This window comes from Variovorax gracilis (assembly GCF_030317115.1).
GTDB lineage: Bacteria > Pseudomonadota > Gammaproteobacteria > Burkholderiales > Burkholderiaceae_C > Variovorax > Variovorax gracilis.
This window is the reverse complement of the sequence record NZ_JASZYF010000027.1, coordinates 42,319-63,707: the sequence shown is the minus strand read 5'-3', so window position 1 is coordinate 63,707 and position 21,389 is coordinate 42,319. Positions and strand designations below refer to the sequence as shown.

14 protein-coding genes and 1 pseudogene are annotated in these 21,389 nt (G+C 61.6%); all 15 read right to left on the bottom strand.

What is annotated here, in order from left to right:
* Positions 1 to 23 precede the first annotated feature (23 nt).
* Positions 24 to 764: an ABC transporter substrate-binding protein gene (locus QTH97_RS29900; RefSeq protein ID WP_286572213.1), complete on the bottom strand. Its 741-nt coding sequence runs from the start codon at positions 762 to 764 to the stop codon at positions 24 to 26.
* A gap of 88 nt (positions 765 to 852) precedes the next feature.
* Positions 853 to 3,504, bottom strand: coding sequence for an aconitate hydratase AcnA (gene acnA / locus QTH97_RS29895; RefSeq protein ID WP_286572232.1), 2,652 nt, complete (start codon positions 3,502 to 3,504; stop codon positions 853 to 855).
* A 45-nt stretch (positions 3,505 to 3,549) separates the two neighbouring features.
* On the bottom strand, positions 3,550 to 4,869 hold the full coding sequence (locus QTH97_RS29890; RefSeq protein ID WP_286572212.1) for an MFS transporter: 1,320 nt from the start codon (positions 4,867 to 4,869) through the stop codon (positions 3,550 to 3,552).
* A 96-nt stretch (positions 4,870 to 4,965) separates the two neighbouring features.
* Positions 4,966 to 6,018, bottom strand: coding sequence for a lactonase family protein (locus tag QTH97_RS29885; RefSeq protein WP_286572231.1), 1,053 nt, complete (start codon positions 6,016 to 6,018; stop codon positions 4,966 to 4,968).
* Positions 6,019 to 6,398: 380 nt separating this feature from the next.
* Entirely contained in the window at positions 6,399 to 7,079 is a 681-nt protein-coding gene (locus tag QTH97_RS29880; RefSeq protein ID WP_286572211.1) for a LysR substrate-binding domain-containing protein, read from the bottom strand.
* A 36-nt stretch (positions 7,080 to 7,115) separates the two neighbouring features.
* Positions 7,116 to 7,274: pseudogene (locus QTH97_RS37065) on the bottom strand (helix-turn-helix domain-containing protein); the annotation flags it as partial.
* Positions 7,275 to 7,315: 41 nt separating this feature from the next.
* Positions 7,316 to 9,271: an acyl CoA:acetate/3-ketoacid CoA transferase gene (locus tag QTH97_RS29875; protein ID WP_286572209.1), complete on the bottom strand. Its 1,956-nt coding sequence runs from the start codon at positions 9,269 to 9,271 to the stop codon at positions 7,316 to 7,318.
* On the bottom strand, positions 9,268 to 10,272 hold the full coding sequence (locus QTH97_RS29870) for an alpha/beta fold hydrolase (RefSeq protein ID WP_286572208.1): 1,005 nt from the start codon (positions 10,270 to 10,272) through the stop codon (positions 9,268 to 9,270). The genes QTH97_RS29875 and QTH97_RS29870 overlap by 4 nt, the downstream gene beginning before the upstream one ends.
* The gene (gene phaC, locus QTH97_RS29865) at positions 10,251 to 11,354 is read right to left on the bottom strand and encodes a class III poly(R)-hydroxyalkanoic acid synthase subunit PhaC (protein WP_286572207.1); all 1,104 of its coding nucleotides are present in this window, start codon (positions 11,352 to 11,354) and stop codon (positions 10,251 to 10,253) included. Before phaC ends, QTH97_RS29870 begins: the two co-directional genes overlap by 22 nt.
* 10 nt (positions 11,355 to 11,364) lie before the next feature.
* Complete coding sequence (locus QTH97_RS29860) at positions 11,365 to 12,132, bottom strand: poly(R)-hydroxyalkanoic acid synthase subunit PhaE (protein WP_286572206.1); 768 nt, start codon at positions 12,130 to 12,132, stop codon at positions 11,365 to 11,367.
* Between the two features lie 65 nt (positions 12,133 to 12,197).
* A complete protein-coding gene (locus tag QTH97_RS29855) occupies positions 12,198 to 13,325 on the bottom strand; it encodes a zinc-dependent alcohol dehydrogenase family protein (RefSeq protein WP_286572205.1) in 1,128 nt (375 codons plus the stop codon).
* Between the two features lie 36 nt (positions 13,326 to 13,361).
* Positions 13,362 to 14,831 carry an NAD-dependent succinate-semialdehyde dehydrogenase gene (locus QTH97_RS29850; RefSeq protein ID WP_286572204.1) on the bottom strand — a complete coding sequence of 490 codons (1,470 nt, stop codon included), beginning with the start codon at positions 14,829 to 14,831 and terminating at the stop codon, positions 13,362 to 13,364.
* Between the two features lie 48 nt (positions 14,832 to 14,879).
* On the bottom strand, positions 14,880 to 16,511 hold the full coding sequence (locus QTH97_RS29845; RefSeq protein WP_286572203.1) for an acetolactate synthase large subunit: 1,632 nt from the start codon (positions 16,509 to 16,511) through the stop codon (positions 14,880 to 14,882).
* Positions 16,512 to 17,104: 593 nt separating this feature from the next.
* Positions 17,105 to 18,418, bottom strand: a complete 1,314-nt coding sequence (locus QTH97_RS29840; RefSeq protein ID WP_286572202.1) for a CitMHS family transporter — start codon at positions 18,416 to 18,418, stop codon at positions 17,105 to 17,107.
* A gap of 166 nt (positions 18,419 to 18,584) precedes the next feature.
* Positions 18,585 to 21,362 carry an aconitate hydratase AcnA gene (gene acnA / locus QTH97_RS29835; RefSeq protein ID WP_286572201.1) on the bottom strand — a complete coding sequence of 926 codons (2,778 nt, stop codon included), beginning with the start codon at positions 21,360 to 21,362 and terminating at the stop codon, positions 18,585 to 18,587.
* Between the last annotated feature and the right edge of the window lie 27 nt (positions 21,363 to 21,389).

Here is a 21,389-nt window from a genome sequence, read left to right as displayed (position 1 = left end):
GGAAAGAAATCGGGGGATTCGGGCTAACGGGTGACCCCGGGTGCGACCGACGCGCCTTCGATTTGATGGCGACGGAGGGCCTCGGCGACAAATCCACTGGCCTTCATCTCCTCGACGTAGGCGCTCAGATAGGCTGCGGCCTCTTCGCCCCTGCTTCGAGGCGTGCCCATCGCCTGCTGAATGACCATGAAGCGTCCATCGAGCAAGCGCATTCCGCCGACGCGTGCCGCGTCCGCCTGCAATTGCTGCTTGACGCCCGCGGCCACATCCGCGTTCTGCGCCAGGAATGTGTCCACGACCGTGGGGGACGTGGGCGAACGAACGATGTGCGCGTGGTGCAGTTCACGGCTCAGGAACAGGTCGTAGGCGCTGCCTTTGCCGACGACCACGAAGTTGCCGGCATGGTCGACCTCTTCATTGCTTCGGATGGGGGCGTCCTCGCGGACCATGTAGCAGCCCTCGATCAGCACGTAGGGGCCCGTGAACGCAATGTCCACGCCGCGCTGCAGATCGATGGCGAAGAATCCGACATCGGCGCGCTCCGCCGCTACTGCCTCGACCGACTTGCCGGCAGCATCGAAAACGACCAATTCGATGTCGACGCCCAAGCGTTCTGCCAGGCCATGGGCGAGGTCGACGGAGACGCCCGTTGGCGCTCCCGTTGCTGGGTCCTTGTTCGCCAGGATCGGATTGCCGAGGTTGATGGATGCGCGCAGCTTGCCCGTGGGCGCGAACTTCGAGATCAAGGATGGGTCAGAGGTCATGTTCAACGTTGCGTTGGCACTTGCGAAGTGCAGCTATGGAAAAACGCAGTCCCTTCGAGGCGCGACGGCGTGAATGCAGATTCAAAAGTCAGGCGCCAACCGTGGCGCCGGATCCGCGCTCGGTCTGCTCGGCGATGGTCCTCTTGAGGATGGATGGGATCACCCCGCCGTCTCGAAGCAGATCGGCTTCAAGTTGGGTCTCGACAGCAGCGATGGCGTCGAATGCCTCTGTCGCACCTGACGCACGATGGACCGTGACCGGGATTCGGCAGCGCGGAGCGATAGCCGCAGGTTCCGCGTGAACCTCGATGCGATCCCCTGGTTTGAGCTTCAGAGTCTGAGGGCTGATGCCCTCAGGCATCCGCAGCGGCAGGATGCCCATTCCGATCAGATTCGAGCGATGGATGCGTTCGAAGCTCACGGCCAGCACCGCGCGGATGCCAAGCAGTCGCTGACCCTTCGCCGCCCAGTCTCGCGATGAGCCGGTGCCGTATCTCTCACCTGCGACCAGCACGACCGACTCGCCAGCGTCGCGGTACCGTTGCGCAACTTCCCAGATGGGTTGCACATCACCGCTCGGCACGTGCAGGGTATGGGCCACCGGCATGCCAGGCTTCAGCATGTTGACCAGCGCCTTGCTATGGAAGGCGGCACGCATCATGACTTCCCAGTTTCCACGGCGCGACGCGAACACATTCAAGTCATTGCGGTCGTCGCCACGGTCGACCAGGAAATCGGCCACCAGGCTGTCGGGCGGAATCGCGCTGGCCGGCGAGATGTGGTCTGTGGTGATGTCGTCGCCGACCACCAGGAGCGGGTAAGCGCTGTAGGAGCCCAACTGGCTTCCTTCCGAGGCTGACGCAAAGGGCGGGCGGCGCAGGGCTGTCGATTTGGGATCCCACGGGAAAAGGGGGGTGTCTGGCGCCTCGAGCGCATGCCAGAGCGGATTGCCGCTGGCGATCTTGAAGGCCCGGCCGAAATCGGCTGGATCGGCACCGAGCGCAAGGTGTTGTTGCACCTCCTCGCGGGTTGGCCAGAGATCCTTCAGATAGACCTTGCGGCCATCCGGTGTGACCTGGACCGGCTCGCAGCTGAGATCGATCTCGGCGTTGCCTGACAGTCCGAAAGCGATCACCAACGGGGGCGACATCAGGAATCCAAGATCGAGGTCAGGATGCACGCGTCCAGGGAAGTTGCGGTTTCCGGAGAGCGCTGCGACGGCACGCACCCCGCCTGCGGTCATGGCCTCTCGAACCATTTCAGGCAACGGCCCCGGATTGCCGATGCAGGTGGTGCAGCCATAGCCGACGATGTCGAATCCGACTGCCGAGAGATCGTCGGTCAGCCCGGCGCGCTCGAGGTAGCTCGCCGCCGCCGGCGAACCGGGCCCGAGGGACGTCTTCACCCAATGGGGCACCTTGAGCCCAAGCCTGCGCGCCTTTCGCGCGACAAGACCGGCCGCGATGAGCAAGCTCGGATCCGATGTGTTTGTGCAACTCGTGATCGCCGCGATCGCCACCGGGAAACGTGGCATGTCGGGATGCTTGAAGGTCGGAGTGAAATCCAGCGCCCCAAGCGTGCGGCGAGCTTCGGAGAAGTTGAGGAGGTCCTGTGGGCGCTGCGGTCCAGCGATGTGCATGCCGACCGCCGCGAGGTCGACATCGATCGTGCGTGTATAGCGCGGTTCGGCCACCGGATCGAACCACAGCCCGACCCGTCGGGTATATGCCTCTACAAGCTTGATGCCTTTCGCGCCACGGCCTGTTGAGTGCAGATACTCGAGCGTGCTCTGGTCGACGGGAAAATAGCCAGTGGTCGCGCCGTACTCAGGCGCCATGTTGGCCACGACCGATCGTTCGCCCGCGCTTAGAGTCGAGACGCCAGGGCCAAAGAACTCGACGAATTCACCGGAAACGCCGATTGCGCGGAGGCGCTGGGTGACGGTGAGCGCAAGGTCTGTCGCGAGTGAACCCGGCTTCAGTGCACCGGTCAGCCGAACCCCGATCACTTCGGGAACCCGCAGCATCGTCGGCATGCCGAACATCACGGTCTGGGCCTCGAGCCCGCCGACGCCCCAACCGAGCACGCCAATGCCATTGATCATTGGCGTGTGGCTGTCCGTGCCGATCATCATGTCGGGTACGGCCCATAGCGCTCCACCGCGTTCCTGCGTTGTCACAACCGTGGCGAGTTGCTCCAGGTTGATCGTGTGCATGATCCCCGTGCCCGGCGGGTTGACGCGCACGCCTCGCAGAACCTGGGATGCCCACTTCAGGAAGCTGTATCGTTCCTGGTTGCGCCGGATCTCGTGCCGCAGGTTGATTTCCGGCGCGTCGCGCCGGCCAAAAGCCTCCACCGCGAGCGAGTGGTCCACCGACACATCGACCGGTAAGCCGGGATTGAGGACCGATGGGTCGACACCGGCCTCCTGCAGGGCGTTTCGCATCGCCGCGATGTCGACGAGAGCAGGTGTGCTGGTCGTGTCATGCATCAGCACCCGGCCGGGCTGAAACTCGATCTCCGCTTCGCTTGTGCCGGTGTCCAGCCAATTGAAGATCGCATCAACCGCGGCGCGACGCTCTGCACCGCTCATGTTTCGAACCACGTTCTCAAGCAGCAACCGCAGAACGACAGGCAATCGGGTCAATTTGTCGCCGAACAAGGAAGGCAGGTCGACCAGCAGTGCTTGTCGTCCATCGACCTCAATGGCACCGGTCGGAAAGTCTTTGGCGTCGTTCATGATCATGAATGCCTGGTCAGTGGTTCGATGGGGGCGTCTGAAGGTTCAGGCGGCGACTGAGGCGAGGGGTTCTGGTTGATCGTTCTGGACCCGCATGAAGAGCGTCATCAAGAAAGCGATCACCAGCAGACCGGCAAGGAAGGCCAATGCGCCGGTCGCGCTGTTGGACGTGCCCTTGACCACACCGATCATGTAGGGGCCAACGAACCCTCCGAGGTTGCCGATCGAGTTGATGACCGCGATCGACACGGCAGCCGTGGAGCGCGACAGGAACAAGGTGGGGAGCGCCCAGAAGGGAGACTTGAAGGCGTACAAGCCAGACAGCGCGACGCTGATGAGGGCCACCGCAACCGCCGTGTTCTGGGTAAAGCCAGTGCACATCAGGGCCACTGCTGCAATTCCGAGGGGAATCGCCGAATGCAGCTTTCGTTCGTTGCGTTTGTCCGAACTGCGCGACCAGAGCACCATCGCTGCCGTGGCGATGATGTACGGCACCATCGCGATCAGCCCGATCTGCGTGTGGGTCAACGAGCCGGACAGCCCTTTGATGATCTGGGGCATCCAGTAGCCGACACCCAGGCTGCCGCACTGATAGACGAAGTAGATGAAGGACAGGTAAAGCACCTTGCTGTTCTTGATCGCCTGAAACACGCTCAGGTGCTTGACGTTCTTGCGCGACTTGCGATCTCGTTCAAGCTCCGCGACCAGCCAATCCTTCTCCTCTTGGGTCAGGAAGCGTGCGTCCTGCGGCTTGTCGGTCAGCCTGAAGAAGCAGACGACACCAAAGATCACGGCAGGAAGGCCCTCGAGGAACAGCATCCAGCGCCACCCGCTCCAGTTGAGCCAGGTGACGTTGTCCATGATCCAGGTGCTCAGCGGCGCGCCGATGATGTAAGAAACGGGAATCGCGGCGGTGAAGAGAGCAACCGTTGTCGCCAGTTCCTTGGACCGGAACCAATAGGTCAGATAAACGATGATCCCGGGGAAGAACCCTGCCTCGGCCACGCCCAGCAGGAAGCGAAGGATGTAGAGCTGGGTCGAGTTCTGCACGAACGCGGACAGCGTTGCCAGCACGCCCCACGAAATCAGGATGCGAGCAATCCAGACACGCGCGCCGTACTTGTTCAACATCACGTTGCTTGGCACTTCGAACATGAAGTAGCCGATGAAGAAGATGCCCGAGATGAATCCGAAGGACTCGCTGGTCAAGGCGAGTTCCGCGTTCATCTGCAACGCGGCATAACCGATGTTGGCTCGGTCGAGGTACGAGATGATGTAGAGGAAGAAAACGAAAGGGATGATCCGCCAGGTGACCTTGCGGACGATCGCCTTTTCGCGGGCTTCGTCGATGATGGGGGGGTGCATTCGCCTGTCTCCTTGAGCCGGTCAGTGCCGGCAAGTTATCGAAATGGTCGATGCTTCAGGGCCGGGGTGAGTCCTGCCGCGTCGGTGATGAAGGCATCAGCCCGAGAACACCATGCAAACGGGACTGCCACTCTTGACCGATGCTCCCGTGGGAGACAGGCGGCCGGTTGACGCATCCACGGAAAGCGCGACGATGGTGTCGCTGTCTTCGTTCAGTGCGTACATCACGCGCCCATTGGGCGAAAGCGTGAGGAAGCGAGGGGTGCGGCCTTCCGTCAGATCAGCACCCGAAAACTCGAGCAGGCCCGTGCCCGAATCGATGCGAAATACAGCAATGCTGTCGTGCCCCCGATTCGATGAGTAGAGCGTCCGTCCAGCCTTGTCGATCACAATTCCGGCTGCGCGGCTGTTTGCGGTAAAGGTGGATGGAAGCGCCGACAGAATCTGGAGCGCTTCCATGGCGCCCGTGTCGGGATTGAACCGGTAGGTGGTGACGGTCGAATCAAGTTCGTTGACCACGTATGCGTACGGCTTGCTCGGGTGGAAGGCAAGATGCCTGGGACCGGACCCTTCCCTTGCGATCACTTCGGGTGTCGCGGCCGGCGTCAGCACGCCACCTTCGAAGCGGAAGCTGAAGACCCGGTCGAGGCCCTTGTCCGGAACGACGACAAACTTGCCGGTCGGGTCGAACGGGTTGAAGTGCGGCTTCGCTTGCTTTTGCTCGATGCGATGGGGACCGATCGGCCCACTGAGCGCCACGAGTTGTGTGAGAGCACCCAGCGAGCCGTCCGCTGCGACTGGCAGGACGGCGAGGCTGGATCCGATGTGGTTCGTCACCACCAGAAAGCGACCCGTGGGGTCGAGCGCCAAATGGACGGGGTTTTTCCCCTGCGTGCTCTGCTTGTTCAGGAACTTCAGCTGACCGCTGGACTTGTCGACCTTGAAGGAACTGACTTCGCTCTCGTCGCCGTGGACGGTGTAGAGGAACTCGCCGTTCTTGCTGAGTACCAGGAACGAAGGGTTGACCAGATCCTTGACGACTTGCACCTGCTCAAGCGCACCCGTTTGCTGGTCGACGAGAAACACGCTGATGCCGTCACCGCGAGCATTGCGCTCACGGGTGGTGCGGCTACCGACATAGGCATACATAGGTTGACCTCGAGATGTTGACGTTGCGATGCGCCTTTGTGCTTCCTGCGCAGGGGTGTCGGCAGAGAACGCCCCGAGAAGCACCATTCCGCCAAGCGCGACACTGCGCTTGAGCAGATGGCGACGCTCCTCGTCGGCTTGCCCTTCGGCACGGTTGATGGGGAAGCCGCTCATGAGCGAGCGGACCAGAAGGCGTTGAAACTAGCGAAGTGCGCGTAGAGCGCTGTCTGAGCCATGGTTGTCTCCAAGTTCATCGCGCCACTTTCGACGCTGGAGGGATTCTTTGATCCCGATGAACCAATGTTAGGGAGCCACGGCCTCCTTGAAAATTGAACGATTGCCAAGCAAGCGTTCTTCAAGCGAGAACGCTATGCGCGGTTTCAGGCGCTCGCGATCGGTTCGCGCAGGTGCTCGATCAAGGCCCGGGTCGTGAACGGCATGTTGTCCATGTCGCGCACCACGATGACGATCTGGCGCTCCGCCCAGGCATCCTTCAGGCGTACGACAGCCAGGTGGCCCGATTCCGCGTGCGGGGCCAATACTCGTTCAGGCAGGAGAGCGATCCCCAATCCCGCTTCGACGAGCAAGCACATGCATTCGAAGCTGCTGACTTGGATGCTGGGCTCGATCTGCTTGCCCGAGCTCTGCGCAGCCTGCATCATCAGCGTCCAGAGCGAGCTTTCCGCGTGAGGCCCCACAAAATCAAACGCGAGCGCCTCGGAAAACTGAATGGTCTTTCGGCGCGCAAGCGCGTGCGTCTTCGGAACACCGAGCGCGAGCCGATCGCTGTGATACGGCAGTGCGGCCAAGCCCCTCAATGGCGTATGGTTGCCAAGGATCCCGATGTCGGCGGTTCCGTCGGCTACGGCGCGAACAATGGCCGCTCCGGTGCGCTCCTCGATCTGCAGCCGGATCATCGGATAGCGCTTGAGAAACGCGTGGAGCTCGGGGGGCAGAAACTCGACAAGTGCCGACGTGCTCGCGTGAAGGCGAATGACCCCCTTGAGTCCTCCTGCGTATTCGCTGAGCTCGCCGCGCATGCGCTCCATCAGTTGCAGCATCTGCCGCGCGTAGTGGAGCATCGACTGGCCGGCCGGCGTGAGGCTGACTCCACGCGCATGGCGCAGCAGGAGGGATGCACCGGCCAGCTCCTCGAGCTCCGTGATCCGCTTGCTGATGGCGGAAACGGCAAGATGTTGGAGTTCCGCCGCACGCGTCAAGTTGCCAGTCTCCGCGACCGCAACAAAGATCTCCATGCTGGTCAGGTCGTATCGCATCAAGAACCTCTGCTGTTTTTTTAGGCTGCCAGCTTGACAGTTTGAGGGCGACGTCGCAAGAACTCGTTGGCCTCTGCCCTGGTCTCGAAAATGTGCGGAGCAAGGTTTCGCGCCGGTAACGCCGCGCCCAACTTGGCGCGCATGAAGGCGCTGGTGGTGTAGCGTGTTGCCGTGCTGTAGTACCTGGCCTGCAGTCTGCCAACCATCTCGAAATAGGCGTCACTCAATCGCTCATCGAGCCGGAATCCGTCGTAATTGACGACCAGGACGACCTTGTGGCCGATCTGGCTGCAAAGGGTCTCGAACACGCGACGAACGCTATCGATGTCCGCGGTGCTGCGGATCGCCATCCCTTCGAAGTTCGCGAAGAGCGTGTTTCGTTCCGTGTCGTAGCTCAGGCGATCCGAAAGCTCCAGATCCAGCAGAACCTCCGCAAGGCCCATGGTCTTGGCCTGAAAGATGCGCTTATGCATCGTGGTGACCTGCTCGACCACGGGCCGAAACGCCATGTGGGCCAGGATGTCCCTGTCGACATCGATCCCAGGCGCGACCTCGATGAGTTGAAGACCCGCTGGTACCAGCTTGAAGACACATCGCTCCGTCACGTAAAGGACGGACTGGCCTTTCTGCGCCGCAAGTGCGCCGCTGAAGGTGATCTGCTCGACGGAATCCACGAACTTTCGCGTCCTTCCCTCGGTCTCGATGTGCACTTTGTCGCCCGCGACGGAGACGCTGAGTCCACCGGTTGTGAACGTCCCGGCGAACACGAGCCGACGCGCGTTCTGGCTGATGTTGATGAAACCACCCGCTCCCGCAAGACGCGGGCCGAACCTGCTCACATTGACGTTGCCCGCCTTGTCGACCTGCGCCATGCCAAGGCACGCCAGGTCAAGCCCGCCACCATCGTAGAAATCGAACTGCTGGTTCTGGTGCAACAGGGCCTGCGTGTTGACCGCCGCTCCGAAATCCAGCCCTCCCTGCGGCATGCCCCCGATGACGCCGGGCTCCGCGGTCAGCGTCAGGTGGTCCAAGACCCGCTCCTCGGCGGCAACTGCCGCCACCACCTCAGGCACTCCGATACCAAGGTTGATGACGCCTCCGAGAGGAAGCTCAAAGGCGCACCGGCGAGCAATCAGCTTGCGCTCATCCAGCGTCGGAGGCTCGATCTTGTCGACTGGCACCCGGATTTCGCCCGAATAGGCAGCGTTGTAGTCGGTTCCATAGGTCTGCACATGAGACGCGGGCGGTGCGACGACCACGCAGTCCACCAGCACGCCTGGAACAACAACCGACCGCGCGTCAAGTGTGCCCGTTGAGGCGATCCGTTCGACCTGCGCGATCACGAGTCCATTCGCGTTCCTCGCGGCCATGGCTGCCGCCTGTGCGTCGAGCACCAATGCCTCGCGCTCCATGGTGATGTTGCCTGCGGGATCCGCTGTCGTCCCGCGTATCAGCGCGACGTTGACCGGGAAGGTCTTGTAGAAGAGCCATTCCTCGCCATCGATCTCCATGATGCGCACCAGATCCTCGGTGGTGGACGCATTGATCTTTCCGCCGCCATTTCGAGGATCAACGAAGGTGCCCAGACCGACCTTGCTGATGGTGCCGGCCCGGTGGGCCGCTACATCACGGTACAGATGGGAGATGGTGCCGAGTGGCAGGTTGTACGCCTCCATACGGTTCTCCGTCGCCATCCTGGCGAGCTTCGGAACCAGCGACCAATGCCCGCCGATGGCGCGCTTGACGAGCCCTTCGTGTGCGAGGCGATTCAACCCACGATCCTTGCCGTCTCCGGGGGCGGCCGCGAATACGAGCGTGAGGTCGGAAGGCCCTCGAGTCTCTATGAATCGCTGCTCGAGGGCCTCGATCAAGGCGTCGGGAGTGCCGATTCCCACGAAGCCTGAGCAGCTCACCGCATCGCCGTCGCGAATGAGAGCGACAGCCTCTTGCGCACTGACAATCTTGTCTTTGATCATGATGCTCTCGCTAGAGGAAGTCGGACGGAGGAAGTCTTGGCACCAGGAGCAGCCCCTGGACGGCTCGCTGACTTGGATGTCTCTGGGAGCTGCAGGAAATCCTTGATGACCGCGATCTGCTGGTCGTCCATCAGGGCCGGTGCGTGGCCGCACTCAGCAATTTCCACGACGCTGACTCTGCCGAGCTTCGCCGCCGGGCCACGCTCGAGCATCTCATTGGTCGTAGCCGTGGTCAGAAGATCAGAGTCTTCCCCTCGAAGCACGAGCACCGGGCACGTGATCTTTTCCCAGAGATGCCACAGCACGATGTCCATGTAGATCGGGATGGCGAAACGCCGGGCGATGCCGGGATCGAAGTGGAAGCGAAATCCACCGGCTGGATCGCGCGCCGCGCTGTGATGCGCCAGATGCTTCCATTGGGCATCGGTCAGCTGTCCGAACGGTTCATGGATGTCACGAAGGTGGGCTTCGAGTTCTTCAATCGATTCGAAGCGCCAGCGCCTGCTAAGGTAGGCGCCGATCCGTCGCAGGGCTGCAGCCGACACCCTGGCACCAAAGTCGTTCAGGACGAGTCGGCTGATAGGCGAGCCGTGTTCCGCAGCCATGAGCATCCCGAGATGGCCCCCGAGCGAGGTTCCAATCCAATCCACGAGCTCCACGTCCAGCCTGGCGATCAAGGTGGAGAGCGCCCCGGTGTACGCACGATCCGTGTAGTGCGCAGGTGAGGCGAGCCATTCGCTACGACCGCGGCCCGGGAGATCGGGCACGATGACGCGCGCACCTGCCTCGGCAAGAGCGGCCGCGAGAACGTCGAAGTCGCGCCCCATGCGAGATACGCCGTGGACGCAAATCACCGTTCGCGGGGCCTTGGGCGGCCCCCATTCCAAATAGGACAGCCGGCGAAACCCTCCGTGCCCGAGCACCGAAACATGGCCGTGCCTTGGCTCGGCTGCGGTGCTTCGAGTTCGCGCCACTTCGTTCAGTCGCGCTTGCGCAGCCATTCGGAGATGCCCTTGCCAAGCACTCCTTGAGACTTACCGCTCACGAACACGCCGACGTGACCGCCTACCAGGCCGATCTCGCTGTAGTCCTTGCTTCCGATGACGTCGCGCAGCGCCTGCGTGGTCTTTGGCGGAATGATGTGATCGTCCTTCGCGAAGACGTTCAGGACCGGAATCTTGATTTCAGCGAGATCGACGGTCCTCCCGCCGAGCTGAAACTCACCCTTCACCAGTTCGTTGTTCTTGTAGAGGTTTACCAGCAACTGCTTAGCAGCCTCGCCCGGATGGTGCGGCCGATCGGCCAGCCACTTCTCCATGCGGAGGAAGTTGAGCAGCTTCTTTTCGTCGTCGAACGTATCGAGCAGCCCGATGTTGTACTTCGTCATCGTTGCGCCGGGGGTCAGCTGTGCGAAGACATAGCTCATCAATTCGCCGGGTAGATTGCCGTTCGCCTCGATCAGATGGTCGATGTCCTCCGCGCTCATGCCCCGAGTCCAGAGGTTGAGCAGCCCGTGGTTCGCCCGGCCTTCCGCCTGGTCCTGGTGAAAATCGACAGGCGTGATGGTCAGGATCAGGTTCTTCACACGATCCGGGTAGAGCGCCGCATAGCAGAGCGAGAAGAGCCCGCCCTCGCAGATGCCCAGCAGATTGATCGCAGGAATGTCGTGCTCCCGGCAAATGAACTCGACGCAGTCGTTGAGGTAGACATCGACGTAGTCCTCGAAGGTGAGCCATCGATCGCTGCGAGTCGGGCTTCCCCAATCGACGGCATAGACATCGACGCCGAGGGCCAGCAGATTCCGCAGCATCGAACGGTCCTCCTGGAGGTCTGTCATGGTGTAGCGGCCGATCTGGCCATAGGCGACGAGCACCGGCACGCCGAGGGAGCGCTTGGCGGTCGGCCTGTACCGATAGAGCGTCGTCTTGTCCTGGCGGAACACGACATCCTTGTCGGCCGTGGCGATCTGAACGTCGTCGTCCTTGATGCGCTTGAGCATCTTCTGCCCGCGTGCCATCTTCAAGTTGAATTCGCTGAACTCCTCGAGCGCTCGAGCGGCCGGAGATTTCTTCACTTCTGTCATGTTCGGCCCCTCAGGCTTTGGTCGTTCGGCGCGACCGGGATGTCGCAGGTCTTTGCGCTTTCGGTCGAGCAACGGCGCCGCCATCAGGCGCCGGATCTCGCCGTCGCTGCAGGCGTACCTGACGCCTCAAGTCGGTGACGGCGCGCTGCATCTCATCCATCTCGGTGCGTGTAGGGATGTGGCATGCGGCGCACCAGGCCTCAGCAAGCTCGCGTTCCTTGAGGCGGTAGTCCGACGCAGCTCGCAACATCCGGCTTTGCGCTTCGACGAATTCATCAGAGCGATGCGTCTCGATCAGCGTCTCATTTGCGACCTCGATCCATCGATCTGCCAAGCTGCGCCATGTCGCAGGCGTCTCGGTCCGGGTCAATGGCATCGTCTTGGCGAAGCGCTCGTAGGCGGTATTCCACGCGCGTTGGACAATGGTCTGGAAGGCGCGCGTCGCCTTGTCGCGTTCGGCAGCGCGTCGCTGGAGCTCGAGAACCTCGCGGTCCATGTTCCACAAGGTCGCGTACTTGGGTCCCTCGAGAACTTCTCGCAGCGCCGAGTCAAACGCGCCCGTTGCAGGGCCGCTCCAGTTCGCAGGCGCAAAGAGTTCACGGAGCGCCTCTGGTCGCAGGCTCGAAGGGTCGGCGCCCTCATTCACCAGCTGGGTCCACTTCTCGATCGAGTTCTTCCAGGTCTCGCTCAGTCCGGCGAAGTGTTCCTCCATTGGCAGCCTTGCATCCGTTGCTCCGAGAAACGCAAGAGTGGGGGTCGGAGGGAACATCGCCTTCATGAGGGGTTGCACTGTCTCGGCCCATGCGTTGACCCACGGCGCGTTCACGTCGGTAGCTTGCTTGCTCATTTGAACTCCACGACTTGTCGGATCGCCTTGCCTTCGTGCAGCAGGTCGAATCCATGATTGATTTGCTCCAGAGTCAGGCGTCCGGTCAGGAGCTTGTCGACGGGCAGGCGACCTTGCGAATAGAGGTCGACGTACCGGGGAATGTCCCGTGACGGCACGCAGGTGCCGATATAGCTGCCTTTGAGGGTTCTTTCCTCGGCAACAAGGCTGACTGCGGGCAGCGGGAAGACTGCCGTGGACGGAGGCAATCCGGCCGTCACCGTCGTACCGCCTCGCCGCGTGATGCGGTAGGCCAGTTCGAGTGCGCGCACGGAGCCCGCGAACTCGAAGGCGAACTCGACGCCTCCAGAGCTGATCTCGCGGATCTGTTCAAGTGCGTCTTGCTTGCCCGCATTCACCGTGTGGGTGGCTCCGAGCGCACGGGCCTGCTCGAGCTTGTCATCCGCGAGGTCGATCGCGATGATCTGCCTTGCGCCTGCAGCCGATGCGCCAATCAGCGCGGCCAATCCCACACCGCCCAAGCCGATCACGGCAACCGTCGCGCCGACCCGCACCTGTGCGGTGTTGACCACCGCACCGACACCGGTCAGGACAGCACACCCGAACAGCGCCGCATCGACGAGCGGCACGGCTGGGTCAATCTTGACAACGGAGCGTCTTGACACCGTGGCGTATTCGGCGAAAACGGAGCAGCCGAGGTGGTGATTGATGGGCTTGCCGACGTGCGATATTCGGCGTGCGCCCGACAGGAGAGTTCCCATGCCGTTTGCCGCTGCCCCGGGCTCGCACAGAGCGGGTCGGCCTTCGGCACATGGAGCACAGTGGCCACAACTCGGCACGAACACCACGACAACGTGATCGCCTGGCTTCAGGTCACTCACGCCTGCGCCCACTTCTTCGACCACACCGGACGCTTCATGTCCGAGAGCCATCGGCATCGGGCGCGGACGGTCGCCGTTGATGACAGACAGGTCGGAGTGGCAGAGACCTGCAGCGGCGATCTTGATCAGCACCTCGTCCGGGCCTGGGGGATCGAGGTCCACTTCTTCGATGCGCAGCGGCCTCGATGCCGCGTAGGGGTGTGACGCGCCCATCGCGTCGAGAACGGCAGCCTTGATCTTCATGAAATCTCCTTGTTGTGGGGTTCGTCGCCAAGAGCTTCAGGACAGCCCGCCCTGGCAGACGTACTTGACGTCCATGTAGTCGTCCAGGCCTCTTCGGGATCCCTCCCGGCCGTATCCGGACTCCTTGATGCCGCCGAAGGGTGCGGTTTCGGAAGAGATCAGACCTTCGTTGACGCCGACGATGCCGCACTCGATGGCGTTCGCCACGCGCCAGATGCGCGATACATCGCGCGAATAGAAGTAGGCGGCGAGCCCGTACGGTGTCCCATTGGCACTGCGGACGACCTCGGCTTCGGTGTCGAAGCGAAAAACTGCGGCCACAGGTCCGAAGGTTTCTTCGGCTGCCAGCAGCATCGAAGAGGTGGCGCCGCTCAAGACGGTTGGGGCAACATAGTTGGACTCTTCGTCGACCTCGGTCACACCCCCCGCAATCACCTTCGCCCCCTGCGCAACTGCATCCTGAATGTGACTGGTGATCTTGCGCACGGCCTGACGGTTGATCATGGGACCGATCTGCGAGCTCTCGTCGGTCGCGGGTCCAACTTTCAAGGCCCCCACCCGCACGCCGAGCTTCCGGACGAACTCGTCGTGGATCTCCCTCTGGGCGAATACGCGGTTCGGCGACACGCAGGTCTGGCCACCGTTGCGAAACTTGGCCGCCATGAGGCCGTCGACTGCAGCATCCACGTCCGCGTCGTCGAAGACGATGAAGGGTGCGTTTCCGCCCAGTTCCAGGGACAGGCGCTTGAGGGTCGACGCCGATTCGCGGGCGAGATGCTTGCCGACGGGGGTGGAACCAGTGAACGTGATCTTGCGAACGCGCGAATCGCCGAGCCAGACATCAACCACCTCAGCCGCTCTGGAGCGAGACGCTGCAACGATGTTGAGCACGCCAGGCGGCACGCCCGCTTCTTCAGCAAGGACAGCGAGCGCCAACGACGTCAGCGGCGTGTCCTCTGCTGGCTTTGCAACGACCGTGCAGCCGGCGGCCAGGGCCGGCGCAAGTTTTCGCGCCATCATCGCCGCCGGAAAGTTCCACGGCGTGATGGCCGCAACCACTCCGACGCCTTCCTTCACGACCAGCATCTTCCGGCCACGGACGGTCTCCGGAATTACATCGCCATAGGTTCGCGTCGCTTCTTCCGCAAACCACTCCACATATCCAGCCGCATAGAGGATCTCGCCTCGGGCTTCGGCCAGTGGCTTGCCTTGCTCCCGGGAAATCAAGCGGGCCAGGTCTTCCTGATTGCTCAGGATCAACGCGTGCCAGCGCTTCAAAACCTGCGCACGTGAGCGAGCTGTCGCTGCTCGCCAGGAGGGGAGCGCTGCGGACGCAGCGTCGACTGCGGCCTTCGCATCCCCTCCGTCGCTGTCGGTCACCTCTGCGATGAGGCTTCCATCCGCAGGATCGCGCACACCGAACGTCTCCTTGGTCGGCTCTGTCCAGCGACCTGCAATGAAGTTACCCGTCCGAATCAGGTCGTCGCGTGAAATGCTCAACGGCATGTCGTTCCTTGATGTGCCCCTTGGGGCGGGGATGAATGTCTCGGTGTTTCAGAGCGGCGACTTCATCTCTTTGAGCTTGGCCGTGAGCTTCATGTTTTCGGCATAGTCGACAGGACAGTCGATGATCACGACGGTGTCGTCGGCGATAGCCTGCTTCAAGGTGGGCAGAAGGTCTCCCGCACGCTCGACCCGATAGCCTTTGGCTCCGAAGCTCTCCGCGTACTTCACGAAGTCCGGGTTCTTAAAAGCGATATGGCTGGGGCGTCCAAAGTGACGAAGCTGGTGCCACGTGATCAGCCCATACTCAGAGTCGTTCCAGATCAGGATGACGAACGGCGTCTTCATACGAAGTGCGGTTTCGATCTCCTGGGAGTTCATCATGAATCCCGCATCACCAGTGACGGCGACCACCTTGCGATCCGGGTAGGCCAGCTTGGCCGCAATAGCACCAGGTACGGCAATGCCCATTGCAGCAAACCCGTTGGAGATGATGCAGGTGTTAGGACGCTCGGCCCTGTACATGCGGGACATCCACATCTTGTGGGCGCCGACGTCGGAGATTGCGATGTCGTCAGGTCCAAGCACCTCACGCAGGTCCCAGACGATCTTCTGGGGCTTAATGGGAAAGGCGGTGTCATCGCAGTATTCCGCTCGATCCGCAACGATCGCCTTGCGCACCGCTTTGAACGGTGAAGCGGCCTGCGGCTTCGCCTTCAGGGCAATCGAGCGCAAGGACGTATGGAGGTCGCCCAGCACGCCGACGGCCACGATATAGCGCTCATCCACCTCGGCCGGAAGCGCATCGATATGGATGATGGTCTTGTCGCCGTCGGGATTCCACATGTCCGGGTGGTACTCGACCATGTCGTATCCGACGCAGATCACGACGTCCGCCTTCTCGAACGCGAACCAGGGAAGGTCGCGGGCCTTCATGCCAATGGTGCCAAGCGACAGTTCATTCGTGAACGGGACCACGCCCTTGGCCATGAACGTATTGGCGACCGGGATTCGAAGCATTTCGGCGAAAGTGACCAGTGCGTCCGCAGCGCCTTGTCGAATGACGCCGTTGCCTGCCAGGATGACCGGCGCCTTGGCTGCAGTGATTAGCTTCGCGGCTTCCTCGACCTTGCGGCTCGGCGCCTCTGACGTGTAAGCCGTTTGAACTTCGATCGGCTTCTTGTCCACCTTCATTTCTGCAACGTTTTCGGGGAAGTCGATGAAGGTGGCGCCCGGCTTTTCGGTTTGAGCGACCTTGAAGGCCTTGCGCACGACTTCCGGCACGATTCCAGGATCGAGGATTTGCGTGGCGTACTTCGTGATCGGATCGAACATGCTCACCAGGTCCAGGATCTGATGGCTTTCCTTGTGAAGGCGAGTGGTGGCGCCTTGCCCTGCAATCGCAACGATAGGCGCACGATCCATGTTGGCGTCAGCGACGCCTGTGATGAGGTTGGTGGCGCCAGGGCCGAGCGTGGACATGCAAACGCCGGCGCGTCCAGTCAGACGCCCATAGACGTCCGCCATGAAGGCTGCGCCTTGTTCATGGTGTGTCGTGACGAACTTGATCGGGCTGTCGAGCAGCGCGTCCATCACGTCGATGTTCTCTTCACCGGGTATGCCGAAGATGAACTCGACCTTTTCGTTCTCCAGGCATTTGACGAACAGTTCTGCAGCTTTCATGGGATTTCCTATTTCAGTGTTGTTGCGCATCCAGCGGCGCGGCTATGCGAAGGCAATGTGCGAAGACATGCGCACAAAGGGTCTGCGTGATGCGATGACTCTGGCAGTTTGGCGAACTTGCGAAGTGGTGGAGCACCTCGAGAGTCGGTACCTCCAGTGGGAGCGAGCGAACCGATCGGATGCGCCGTCACGTGCACCCTGCGACCGCCTTGATTGCGAGCAGGTCATGCACGCGATGGGGGTCAGAAGTTCGCCGTGGGCTTGGTCGCCGTCGAGGTCTCTACGCTTTGCTCGGCTGAGAAGGACAGCGCATTTCATCATCGCTTGCAACATTTGTCTCCTAGTGGTCGGGACCCAATCTGGGTTCTCTGAGCGGCTCTGTGGCTGTTGAGATGAATGCTAGGGATGAAGAGCCATCGTGAAAATTGAACTATTACCAAGCAAGCGTTCTCTGTACACGAACGCTCCGCAGCATTCGACGTACTCGTTCTTGAGGCATTTCAGAACCAACTCAGCTACTTTCATGGCTATCTCCTGGTGAGGTCTTCAAGATTGGGAAGGGATGAATGTCAATCGCCTGTGGTGGGCGCTACTCAGAAAAGTGGCACGATGCCGAAGAGGCCTGCCGAAAGAATCATCACGACAACCAGCAGGAAGGCCCACTTCAAAGTGAACTTCTGGTGGTCACCAAATTCGACGCCTGCAACGCCTATCAACACATAGTTCGCCGCGACGAGCGGGCTGAGTTGGTGAATGGGTTGGCCGAGGAGCGATGCGCGCGCGATGATCTCCGGCGCGATACCGTAGGCCTTCGCGGCCTCGGCCAGGATCGGGACTACACCGAAATAGAAGGCATCGTTCGAAAGGAAGAATGTCATCGGTGCACTCAGCGCGGCGGTGATCAGTGGAAGAAAGTGACCGGCCGAACTGGGAATGGCGGAGACGACGCTGTGTGCGATGGCATCGGTCATCTTGGTACCCGACAGAATGCCCGTGAAGACGCCGGCGGCAAAGATCACCGCGACGACGGAGAGCGCGCTGGCTGAATGCTCGGCGATGCGTTCCTTCTGGTGCTTGATGTTTGGAAAATTGACAGAGATCGCAATCGCGAAAGCTCCCATGAAGAGCAGCGGCAGCGGCAGCACGCCCAACGCCAGACAGGTCATCAAACCGATGGTCAGGATCAGGTTGAAGAAGAACATCGGCCGGCTGCTGCGAGGCTTGTCCGACTCGTCCAGATCGACATCACCTCCAATGGGCGAATGCTCAAGATGTGCCGGCTTCCACTCGATCCGCTTGAGCCTGGCGCGCTCTTTTGTGCCGAGATACCACGCCACGCCGAGAGTGGCCAGGCAGGCCATCGCCATCGCCGGAATTAACGGCGTGAAGACCTGGTTGGCTTCCAGATGGAGCGCACTCATCACCCGTGCCGTCGGGCCACCCCACGGCGCGATGTTCATGATGCTGTTGCCCATCATCGTGACGCACGGGAGGATGAGCGGGTTGATGCCCATGCGGCGATGCAGCGGCAACATGGCCGTGATGCACAACAGATAGGTCGTCGACCCATCTCCGTCAAGGGAAACGATCATGGCCAGAAGCGCCGATCCGACCACGAGGCGTACGGGATCGCCTTTTGCGAGCTTGACGATCCAGCGAATGAGCGGATCGAACAGGCCCACATCGATCATCAGCCCGAAGTAGAGTATGGCGAAGAGCAGAAGCACGCCCGTGGGCGCGATGGCCCTGAGGCCGCTTATCACCATCGGCCCGATGTCGCCTCCAAATCCCCCGATCAAGGCGAACACGATGGGAACGACGATCAGGGCAATGAGCGCGGTCGCTCTCCCGGTCATGATCAACGCCATGAAGACGATGATCATCGAGTACGCCAGAATGGTCAGCATGTTGTCTCTCGTAGCTGGGACTAACCCCGGTGAAACCAATGCACGTGCACGTTGGTGTGTTGTGCTTCTCTGTTCTTGCGGCAACAGTCGACCGGGGCGCCGCCGCATGACGGCGCCAATCCTTTGTCGGTCTGAGAGGAACGAAGGGAGGGAGGCCTCCCTTGCGTCAGCCCATCGAGGCGCCTTGGGTAGCGCTCGGGACTTCGCTGCCTGGCATGGCGTCCGGCAGTTCGTGCTGCGGCCCGCCGACATCTGGCGCGATCTCCGCAGCAGAGTGAGACACGTGATCTTCAGACTTCCCGGAGACGTAGTCGCGCCACACGAGAGGAAGAATGCCACCATGGCGCCAGTACTCGACGTCTTCGCTGGTGTCGAGCCTGATCGTCAGCGGCACCCTTGTCGTCGTGCCGTCGGCGCGTCGCACGATTGCTTCAATGCGACCGGATACATCGAGGTTTTCCGCGAGCGCTGGGATGTCGATCGTCTCGCTTCCGTCCAGACCGAGGGATTCGGCAGTGGTGCCAGGTTCAAACTGCAGCGGCAAGACGCCCATGCCAACAAGATTCGTCCGATGGATGCGCTCGAAGCTCTCTGCGATGACCGCCTTCACCCCGAGCAATGCCACACCTTTCGCGGCCCAGTCGCGAGACGAACCGCAGCCATAGTTCTTGCCGGCGATGACGGCAAGTGGCACTTCGCGGCGCAGGTATTCCTCGGCCGCTTCGAACACCCGCATCTGTTCCCCCTCAGGCATCAGCTTGGTCACGCCCCCCTCGACGCCTGGCACGATACGGTTGCGCAGACGGATGTTGGCAAAGGTCGCCCGCACGGCGACATCGTGGTTGCCCCGGCGGGTCGTGTAGTTGTTGAAGTCTCGCTTCTCGATGCCCTTGGCGAGCAAGAAGTCAGCGGCTGGCGTGCCGAGACTGATGGCGCCCGAGGGCGAGATATGGTCGGTCGTCACCGAGTCGCCAAGGATCACCAGGGGGCGCATGCCGACGATGTCCTGGACCGGCGCAGCCTCCCGCGACAGGTTTTCGAAGTACGGTGGACGTCGTACGTAGGTGCTCGTTTCCTGCCAGGGAAAGCGCTCGCTTCGCTCCCCGGACAACGCGTCCCACGCTTCGCCGCCGTCGAAGAGATCCGCGTATTTTTCGCGGAAGAGTTGCGGCTCGTAGGAACCGGCCACGGCCTGGGCGATCTCAACAGCCGTCGGCCAGATGTCGCGAAGATAGACAGGCTGGCCATTGCTGCCGACGCCGATCACCTCTTTCGTCACGTCGACCGTCAGTGAACCGGTCAGTGCGTAGACGACGACAAGCGCAGGCGAGCCCAGGTATGCGGCGCGCACGTTCGGGTGGATGCGACCTTCGAAGTTGCGGTTGCCGGACAGCACCGCCGTGCCCACGAGTTTCTCCCGCTCGATGGCTTCAACCAGCGGTTCGGGCAACGGGCCAGAGCCGCCATTGCAGGTAGTGCAGCCAAAGCCGGCGATATGGAAGCCAAGGGTATCCAAGGCGCCTTGCAATCCAGCCTTTTCGAGGACCGCAGCGGTCACATGACTGCCTGGAACCAGCGAGGTCTTCACCCAGGGCTGCGTCTTCAGACCCAGCGCGACAGCTTTCTTCGCGACCAGACCGGCAGCCATCATGTTCACCGGGTTGGCCGTGTTCGTGCAACTCGTGATGGCTGCGATGAGAACGGCGCCATCGCGCAGCGAGAATTTTTCGCCTCTCACCGGGACGGAGCGGTTCGGATCGAGAGGTCGCCCCGCGATCTCCTGGTGGTGCTGCAAGAACGCCGTCGGAACGGTTTCGAGATCCAAGTGGTCTTCGGGGTTGCGAGGCCCAGCCAGGCAAGGTCGAATCGTGTCGAGATCCAGCGTTACAACAGTATCGAATTTCGGTGCGGGGGTATCGGCGCTCCGCCAGAGCTTCTGCGCCTTCGCATAGGCTTCAATCAGTTCAATCTGATCGTCCTCGCGACCTGTCATGCGCAGGTAGTCCATGGTGCGCTCGTCGATCGGGAAGTAGACGGCGGTAGCGCCGTACTCCGGCGCCATGTTCGCGATCATTCCGCGGTCTCCCAGCGGCAGGGCTTCGAGACCATTGCCGAAGAATTCGACGAACTTGCCGACGACGCCCAGGCTGCGCATCTGCTGTGTGATCGCCAGAACCAGGTCCGTCGGCAGCACGCCTTCGCGCAGTTTTCCCTTCACTTCGATACCGACAACTTCAGGAAGAGCCAGCGCGACCGGCTTGCCCACCATTACCGCCTCGGCCTCGATGCCGCCCACACCCCAGCCCAAAACGCCCAGTCCGTTGATCATGGGGGTGTGGCTGTCCGTTCCGACGCAGGTGTCGGGAATTGCGAGCTCCCCATCGGCGGTCTTCTCGGTCCACACGACCTTACCGATGTACTCGAGGTGGATCTGATGCATGATCCCCTTGCCCGGCGGTACGATGCGCACGCCTTCGAAGCTGCTGCTGCACCAGCGGAGGAACGCAAAGCGCTCTCCATTGCGCTCGTATTCGCGCTCGAGGTTGATGCGGCGTGCGTTCGGCGTTGCCCAGCTGTCGACCTGCAGTGAGTGATCGATGATCACGTCCACTGGCACCTTCGGGAACACCTGGAGCGGATCGCCCCCTGCGTCGGCGACGGCGTCGCGAATACCCGCCATGTCGACCAGCATCACCTGGCCGAGGATGTCCTGGCCATACACGCGAACCGGGTAGAAAGTGAGCCCGCTGCCGATGCGGCGTGCGAGCAAAGCATCGACTTCCGCGTGGGTGTCCACACCGCGGCTGGCCTGGCGCAGGAGGTTCTCAAGCAGGATGCGCATTGAGAACGGCAGGGAATCGATACCTTCCACCCCTGCGATCGAGACATAGCGCACCGAACGGTTTGCCAAGGGAAGTTGCTTGATGTTGGATTCGACAGTCATTTGTCTTCCTTGATGTGGGTGGACGTT